This window comes from uncultured Faecalibacterium sp. (genome assembly GCF_900066275.1).
Taxonomy (GTDB): Bacteria; Bacillota; Clostridia; order Oscillospirales; family Ruminococcaceae; genus Faecalibacterium; species Faecalibacterium taiwanense.
Genome location: NZ_FMFG01000019.1, coordinates 23,460 through 31,614, shown reverse-complemented (window position 1 = coordinate 31,614; position 8,155 = coordinate 23,460). Strand labels below are relative to the sequence as shown.

The following is an 8,155-nucleotide window of genomic DNA, read 5'->3' as shown; positions in this document are numbered from 1 at the left end:
ATGCAGGACCGCTACTACCGCTACTACGGCGTGATCACCGGCTTTATGACCAACCTCACCAATCTGGAGATCTCGAAGCCCGAGGAATACTCGCAGGAAGCGGTGGATGCCCTGCTGGACAATGCGGACGAGAGCCAGAAGTTTGCCACCAGCCCGCTGTACTCCACCAGCTACAGCGCCGTGACCCCCAAGGACGAGCAGGTGAAGCAGCCCACCATCATCTATGTGATGGACGAGTCCTACTGGGATGTCTCGGAGCTGGAACAGTACGGCATCACCTTTGATACCGATGTCTCCAAGAACCTGCACGCCTTGCAGCAGACCAGCGCCTATGGCCGGGCCTACAGCCCAAGCTTTGGCGGCGGCACCTGCGATGTGGAGTTTGAAGCCCTTACCGGCTACTCGGTATCCTTCCTGCCCAGCGGCAGCAAGCCCTACCAGCAGCATGTGACCAAGCCCATGTTCGCCATGCCCAATTACCTCAAGCTCAAGGGCTACCAGACCGCAGCCGTGCACTGCTTCTGGGCAAAATACTGGAGCCGCGACAAGGCTTACCCCAACCTCGGCTTTGACGATTTTATCAGCCTTGAGGATATGCATGGCGTGACCAAGGTGCGCAAGCACTACTGGACCAACGGCCTTGTCACCGATGATTCCATGGCCGACCAGATCATCCAGCAGTACGAGAGCATGAAGTCCAGCTCGGACAAGCCCATCTTCCTGCACGCTGTCACCATGCAGAACCATACCAATTATAACAAGGACAACTACCCGGACGACGAGCGCGTAAAGGTGCTGTCCCACCCGGCGGGCCTCAAGCCCAGCACCGTGGGCGCGCTGGAAGATTTTGCTACCGGCATCCGGGATGCAGATGCCATGCTGGGCAAACTGACCGAATACTTCTCGCAGGTGGACGAGCCGGTCATTCTGGTGTTCTGGGGCGACCACTATAACCCCATCGATTCCAATTACGATGTCTACACCACTACCGGCTATGCCAGCGATTCCAGCGCAGACCCCCGTCTGCACCAGACCACGCTGCTGATGTGGTCCAACTACAGCCAGCAGCAGGTGGACCTTGGCACCATTGCCGCTTACGATATCTCGCCGGTGATGATGGACATTTACGGTCTGGAAGAGCCGCTCTACTTCCAGTTCCTGAACCGTCAGCTGCGTGTGGCCAGCCGCACCAATACCCGCGGAACCACCATGAATCTGGACGGCACCACCACGCAGGAGCCTACCGAGTTCCAGCAGCGGTGGAGCGCAGAGCACTGGCTTTTGCAGTACGACCTGATGTTCGGCAGGGGATACGCCCTGCAGCGCATGGGCCTTGCGGGCCTGAGCGGTGTGGACACAGGCAAATGAGCGAAAAACAGACGATTTCTTTGTAAAAAACAGAGAAAAACTCTTGCAACCGGCGTTTGTTTGTGATATTATAACAAGGCATTACACACGCATCACTATGCCCTTTTGTGCCCAAATGGGTGGAGGGCAGTCCCGAACCGTCCGATACGGCCCGGGATCACGGTGTGCGGAGGCAAAACAATATCTGGAGGTATTTTTACTATGGCAGTCGTTTCTATGAAGCAGCTTCTCGAAGCAGGTGTGCACTTCGGTCACCAGACCCGCCGCTGGAACCCCAAGATGGCAAAGTACATCTTCACCGAGCGCAACGGCATCTATATCATCGATCTGCAGAAGACCGTGAAGAAGCTGGACGAGGCTTACAACTACGTGAAGGAAGTTGCAGCTGAGGGCGGCGACATCCTGTTCGTCGGCACCAAGAAGCAGGCTCAGGAGTCCATCCGTGACGAGGCTCTGCGCTGCGGCATGCACTATGTCAATGCTCGCTGGCTGGGCGGTATGCTGACCAACTTCCGCACCATCCGCAAGCGCATCGACCGTATGGATCAGCTGGCTAAGATGAAGGAGAACGGCACCTTCGAGCTGCTGCCCAAGAAGGAAGTTGCCAAGCTGGAGCTGGAGATGGAGAAGCTGGACAAGTACCTGGGCGGTGTCAAGAACATGAAGACCCTGCCGAAGGCTATGTTCATCGTCGATCCTCACAAGGAGCGCATCGCTGTTGCTGAGGCCCGCAAGCTGAACATCCCCATCGTGGCTATCGTTGATACCAACTGCAACCCCGACGAGATCGATTACGTGATCCCCGGCAACGACGACGCAATCCGCGCTGTCAAGCTGATCGCTGGCGCTATGGCTGACGCTGTGCTGGAAGGCAAGCAGGGCAACCAGGAGGCCGCTCCCGCTGAGGATGCAGCAAACGCCTGATTTCCCATCCCACAAACAACAAAATAACGTGTAAGGGAGAATACGAAAATGGCTATTTCTGCAAAGGACGTTATGGAACTGCGCAAGCAGACCGACTGCGGCATGATGGAGTGCAAGAAGGCTCTGACCGAGGCTGACGGCAACTTCGAGAAGGCAATCGAGATCCTGCGTGAGCGTGGTCTGGCTACCGCTGCCAAGAAGGCAAGCCGTACCGCTGCCGAGGGCATGGTCTACGCTGACTACTGCCCCCAGTGCAAGGTGGGTGTTGTCATCGAGGTCAACGCTGAGACCGACTTCGTCGCCAAGAACGACAAGTTCGTTGCTTTCGTCAAGGAGGCTACTCAGGTCATCATGAAGCAGAACCCTGCTGATGTTGAGGCTCTGATGGCTTGCAAGACCGAGAACGGCGAGACCGTGGACGAGGCTCTGAAGAACCTGATCCTGGTCATCAAGGAGAACATCAAGGTTCGCCGTTTCGTCCGTTACGAGGGCGTTTGCTCTGCATACGTCCACGGCGGCGGCACCCACGGCATTCTGGTCAACTTCGAGACCACCAACGGCATCGAGGCTAAGGACGAGTTCGTTACCTACGGCAAGGACATCGCTATGCAGGTCGCAGCTGCAAACCCCGGCTATGTCGATGAGGCTTCTGTCCCTGCTGAGGTCGTGGCCAAGGAGAAGGAGATCATGCTGGCTCAGATGGCTGGCGATCCCAAGACCGCTAACAAGCCCGAGGCTGTGAAGCAGAAGATGATCGAGGGCAAGATCAAGAAGTTCTTCAAGGAGAACTGCCTGGTCGATCAGGAGTTCGTCAAGGACGGCGACCTGACCGTTGCTCAGTACACCGCTAAGGTCGCTAAGGATCTGGGCGGCGACATCAAGATCGTCAAGTTCACCCGCTTCCAGAAGGGCGAAGGCCTGGAGAAGCGTGCTGACGACTTCGCTGCTGAAGTTGCAAGCATGGTGAAGTAATTTAACTTCCAAAGTTGAATTGGGAGCTGCAGTACCCGTAACAGGGCGCTGCGGCTCCTTTTTTGTTTGTGTTTGGCGGGCGGATGTGCTATCATAGAGAAAACGGAAAGAAGGGAGGACGAAAAGCAATGCGCAGTGTAAACAAAACGTCTCTCCGAATGGAGAGCATGATCGGATAAGGAGAATCCCTTATGAAAAAACAAACCATGACTCTTGCGGGCATCCCTGCCATCCTGTACGGCAGCCGGAGCCGGAATGTTTACCTCTATCTCCACGGCAAGAACGGCTGCAAGGAAGAGGCAGAACGTTTTGCCGCTACAGCCTGTGAAGCGGGCTGGCAGGTGCTGGCTATCGACCTGCCCGAGCATGGCGCACGGAAAAACAGCCCTGAGCGGCTTCTGCCGTGGGTGGCTGTGCCGGAGATAGAAGCCGTATACGCCCGCATGAAGCCGGTGTGGGCGCATATCCGGCTGTATGGCGTGAGCATCGGCGCGTGGCTTGCCATGCAGGCGCTGCAGGGAGATGCGCCGGAAAAGGCCCTGCTGGTCTCTCCGGTGGTGGATATGGAAGCTCTCATCACGAATATGATGCAATGTGCCCATGTGACCGAGGAACAGCTGCAGCGGGCAGGGGAGATCCCCACGGATCTTGGGGAGACCCTCTCATGGCCGTATCTGTGCTGGGTGCGGGAACATCCGCTGCACTGGCATGGCCGCACGCAGGTGCTGTATGGTGACAGGGATGCCCTGACCAGCCGCACCATGATCGAGCGCTTCCGTCAGGAAAGCGGGGCGCATCTGACGATCATGGAGGGCGGGGAACACTGGTTCCACACCCCAGTGCAGATGGCGGTCCTTCAAACGTGGGAAGAAACGAACGTTTGATTTTTGATTTAGAATAGCCGCCGCGTGCGCTATGGCTATTTTTAGCGGAAGTATTATTTTTATATTTGCAAACCAGCAAAGCCTGCGGGCTTTGCTGGTTTGCTTTTTCACGGGAAAGGTCGTGACCGTACACTGCATTTTTTGTGGTGACTATGCATTTTATCTTTGGGACTCTTTCTGTGAAAAAATGGTTTGGAAACGACCGTAGTCGTTTCCAAACCACAATATCAAATAAATTTTCCCCTGCTTATGGCCAGAGCGCACGCGGAGGCCATTTCAAATCATAGAAGCTTACAGCAACAAAAACTGCCGCTGACGGTTTTTACGCCGTCAGCGGCAGTTTGCATTTACAGATTCAGTTCAGCAGGATCTGAAACTCAGACCTTTGCTTCGCTGTTGTGCTCAGCATTCTTATAGGCCTTGAAGGAGTGGAACACGATGTTCAGGCCCAGAACGATCAGCAGCACGGCCAGGATCAGCTGCAGGCCGTTTGCAATGAACACAGCACCCCAAGTGGTCTCGCCAGCGGGGATGGTGACAGCAGCGGCATTGCTGATGGCCTTGACCATGGCGATCAGGCGCTGCACCAGAGCGGTGAAGGTGACGCACAGCATGATGATCAGCGGAGGGAAGATCATCTTGTTGCTGCGGCCGGTGACCTTCAGGAACACGCACAGGGTGGCCAGAACCAGAGCGCTCAGCAGCTGGTTTGCAGAACCGAACAGGGGCCAGATGTTGGCGTAGCCGATCTTGGTCAGCAGGAAGCCGAAAGCCAGAGTCAGGAAGGTGGAGAAGTACACGTTGCACAGCAGCTTGCGCCAGCCCTCAGCATGCTCCATGTCGTCCACGCTGAACAGCTCCTGGAAGCTCATGCGGCCGATACGGGCCACAGCATCCAGACTGGTCAGGGCCAGTGCGGAAACGCACATGGTCATAAACACAGAGGCAAAGTGCTGGTCCAGGCCAAAGCCCACGAAGAAGCTGGCAACGCCGCGGCTGAAGACCTGGAACGGAGTGCCGTCTGCGGGGGTGCCGTCTGCAGCAGCAGAAGCACCGGCAACACACAGGGCGATGACAGCCAGCAGGCTTTCCAGCACCATGGCACCGTAGCCGACCTTCAGCATATCCTTCTCATTGGTAACGGTCTTGGAGGAGGTGCCGGAAGACACCAGACTGTGGAAACCGGAAACAGCGCCGCAGGCAACGGTAACGAACAGGATGGGGAACATGGTGCCCAGCTTGGCGTTGGTAAAGCCGGTGAACACCGGCAGGTTCATGACGGGATGGTTGACGATCAGGCCCAGAACAGCGCCCACGATCATGGCCACGAACATAAAGGTGGTCATGTGGTCACGGGGCTGCTTCAGCAGCCACATGGGCAGGACAGCGGCAAAGAAGATGTACACAAAGGTGATGTAGCTCCATGCAGCCTTGCCCAGAATGATGGGGAAGTTTGCACCCACCACAAAGGACAGCACGATGAATACGATGCTGATCACATTCTCTTTCCAGCCGGTGAAGTGCAGGTTCTTCTGCAGCAGGCCAAAGATCACGGCGAACACCATGAACATGATGGAGACCATGCCGGCAGCACCGTTGGTCTGGGCAGCCTCCACCAGAGCACCGTCAGCACCGTAGGCATTGAAGGTGCCGGCCACCATGTCGGCAAAGGCGGCAATGACGATGCCGCAGAACAGCCAGCAGAACAGCAGGAACAGCTTGCGGCCGGTCTTGCCGATGTACTTTTCGATCAGCATGCCCATGCTCTTGCCGTCGTTCTTAACGGAAGCATACAGAGCGCCGAAGTCGGTGACAGCACCGAAGAAGATGCCGCCCAGCAGCACCCACAGCAGCACCGGCAGCCAGCCGAAAGCAGCGGCCTGGATCGCACCGGTAACAGGGCCTGCACCGGCAATGGAGCTGAACTGGTGTGCAAACACGGTCCAGCCGTCGGTGGGAACGTAGTCCCGGCCGTCCTCATGGACAACTGCCGGGGTCTTGGCAGAGGGGTCGATGCCCCACTTGTTTGCCAGCCAGCGGCCGTAAAGCATATAAGCGCCAAACAGACACACGGCTGCGATCAATACGATGACCAGCGTATTCATTGTTTTTACCTCTTTCCTTTCTTGGCATCCGGCAAATGTCAGCGGCATGGGGGCGGCAGGGTGTAAAAAAGGCCCCGTCTTCCTGCGTTCGTTCCATTTGGGACGAACCATCGAAGACGAAGGCCTTCACATACACTGCACATCGTGTATGGAATACTCCGCGATACCACTTCGTTTGCTGCACAGGGCAGCCACTCCCAGCGTACATACATACGCAGCCCCGTAACGTGGGCAAAACGGCCATGCATTACTGGAAGGCGGGGTCAGCGCCTTTGTTCACACAGGCTGCTCGCAGGGGAGAACGCTTTGCTCCTGACTGCTGCCCTTGCATCAGATGGGCGGCTCTCTGGGAGAGGGTGCTGCAAAGAATCATGTCCTGTTCATCGCATTTGCCGAATGATTGTCCGTATTTTAGTGCGGAATTCACAAATTGTCAATATCTTTGGCACAAGTTCGGAGGATGCACTAATTCAGAAAAGCGTTCTGCAATAATTTTTAGGTGATTTTTGTTCATGCGTGAAACGAAAAAAACTATACACCTCAACGAATGAAAAGAGTTCACGCCAAGGGCTTGACTTTCACACTTTGATGTGCTAAAGTGATGATGCAAGAAAGAACCTGAACATTTCCGGAACATTTAAAGGAGGGAACGCTCCCAAAACCGGACAGTCCGCTGCGGCGGCAAGGAGAACATTCATGTCAGATAAAAATTCCAGAAGAAACCAGACCACCGATGCACTGTTTGATGCCATCCTCAGTCTGGAAACGCGGGAGGAGTGCTACAACTTCTTTGAAGACCTGTGCACTGTAAAGGAGATCTCGGATATGGCGCAGCGGCTGGAAGCGGCAAAGATGCTGCTGGACGGCAGAACCTACGATCAGATCGTGAAGGCAGTGGAGATCAGCACGGCCACCATCAGCCGCATCAACCGCTGCATCCAGTACGGCTCCGGCGGCTACCGCGAGACCATTGAAAAGGTGCGCGGCATCCAGAACCCTAAAAAGCAGGAGTAACACCGGCGTACCCGGCAGACATAGAATGGGGCGTACACCGCCCCTGACCGGACGAACGAAAGGAAGGTTTTATCATGTCTGCTGAGAACTGTATCGATACCACCCGCTGCCCCTGCCCCTGCCTGCCCAAGGTGACGCTGGAGCAGGCGGTCGTTGACCTTGTGGAGAGCATTGCTCTGCAGGAAAATGCCCTGAGCCACATCCTGTGCGCCGAGAGCCGGAAGATGGATGCCGCCATGAAACTGGACGGTCTGGACCTGTGCAAGCTGCTGGAAGTAAACGATTCGGCCACCAACATGGTGCACGCCGTGGCAAACCTGGAGCTGGTGCTCAAGGATAAGCTGGAGTTCGTCTCCAACAACCTGTACTATCCGCCTGTGGATGCCGCAGCGAAGTAAGAAGATGCGGAAAGGCCTGTCCGGATGCCGGGCGGGCCTTTTCTCTGCTTGAATGCATAATTTTTGTAAAAACCATTTGTTGGAATTGCTGATAACGGGATTCTGTGCTATACTATACAATGTATCACCATGAAAGTGAGGAAATTTACAAATTGCTGAACTACGATGCGATCCTGTTTGATGTGGACGGGACCCTGATCGATTCCGCTCCCGGTATCATAAATACATTAAAAGAAGTCTTTGCCAGGATGGGCGTGGACACCACAAATGTGAACCTGCGCCGCTACCTTGGCCCGCCGCTGCGCAAGAGCTTTGGTGAGCACTTTACCGACCCGGCCCTCATTGAAAAGGCCACCGACCTGTACCGCGACAGCTACGCCGTCAAGGGCAGCCACGAGTGCGCCGCCTACCACGGTGCAGCAGAGATGCTGCAGCGCCTGAAGGACGCGGGCCTTGTGCTGTGCACCGCTACTTCCAAGCCCACGCAGGT

8 protein-coding genes are annotated in these 8,155 nt (G+C 55.9%); 7 read left to right on the top strand and 1 reads right to left on the bottom strand.

What is annotated here, in order from left to right; all coding sequences use genetic code 11:
- The 4 genes from QZL71_RS08010 to QZL71_RS07995 form a co-directional block, all read left to right on the top strand.
- Positions 1-1,368: LTA synthase family protein (locus QZL71_RS08010; protein ID WP_294648436.1), on the top strand; the 1,368-nt coding region annotated here is incomplete at its 5' end.
- A 201-nt stretch (positions 1,369-1,569) separates the two neighbouring features.
- Positions 1,570-2,292: a 30S ribosomal protein S2 gene (gene rpsB / locus QZL71_RS08005; RefSeq protein WP_005940316.1), complete on the top strand. Its 723-nt coding sequence runs from the start codon at positions 1,570-1,572 to the stop codon at positions 2,290-2,292.
- Positions 2,293-2,340: 48 nt separating this feature from the next.
- Positions 2,341-3,264 (top strand): translation elongation factor Ts, encoded by a 924-nt coding sequence (tsf, locus tag QZL71_RS08000; RefSeq protein WP_097774867.1) that lies wholly within the window; start codon positions 2,341-2,343, stop codon positions 3,262-3,264.
- 191 nt (positions 3,265-3,455) lie between these two features.
- Positions 3,456-4,148 (top strand): alpha/beta hydrolase, encoded by a 693-nt coding sequence (locus tag QZL71_RS07995; protein ID WP_294648435.1) that lies wholly within the window; start codon positions 3,456-3,458, stop codon positions 4,146-4,148.
- 377 nt (positions 4,149-4,525) lie between these two features.
- Here the strand turns inward: QZL71_RS07995 and QZL71_RS07990 are convergent, their stop codons facing one another.
- On the bottom strand, positions 4,526-6,253 hold the full coding sequence (locus QZL71_RS07990; protein ID WP_118527872.1) for a carbon starvation CstA family protein: 1,728 nt from the start codon (positions 6,251-6,253) through the stop codon (positions 4,526-4,528).
- 696 nt (positions 6,254-6,949) lie between these two features.
- Here QZL71_RS07990 and QZL71_RS07985 point away from each other — a divergent pair.
- The 3 genes from QZL71_RS07985 to QZL71_RS07975 form a co-directional block, all read left to right on the top strand.
- The gene (locus QZL71_RS07985) at positions 6,950-7,267 is read left to right on the top strand and encodes a YerC/YecD family TrpR-related protein (protein WP_097777927.1); all 318 of its coding nucleotides are present in this window, start codon (positions 6,950-6,952) and stop codon (positions 7,265-7,267) included.
- Between the two features lie 74 nt (positions 7,268-7,341).
- The gene (locus tag QZL71_RS07980) at positions 7,342-7,665 is read left to right on the top strand and encodes a hypothetical protein (RefSeq protein WP_097774870.1); all 324 of its coding nucleotides are present in this window, start codon (positions 7,342-7,344) and stop codon (positions 7,663-7,665) included.
- Between the two features lie 152 nt (positions 7,666-7,817).
- A partial coding sequence (locus QZL71_RS07975; RefSeq protein WP_294648434.1) for an HAD hydrolase-like protein occupies positions 7,818-8,155 on the top strand: 338 nt, incomplete at its 3' end.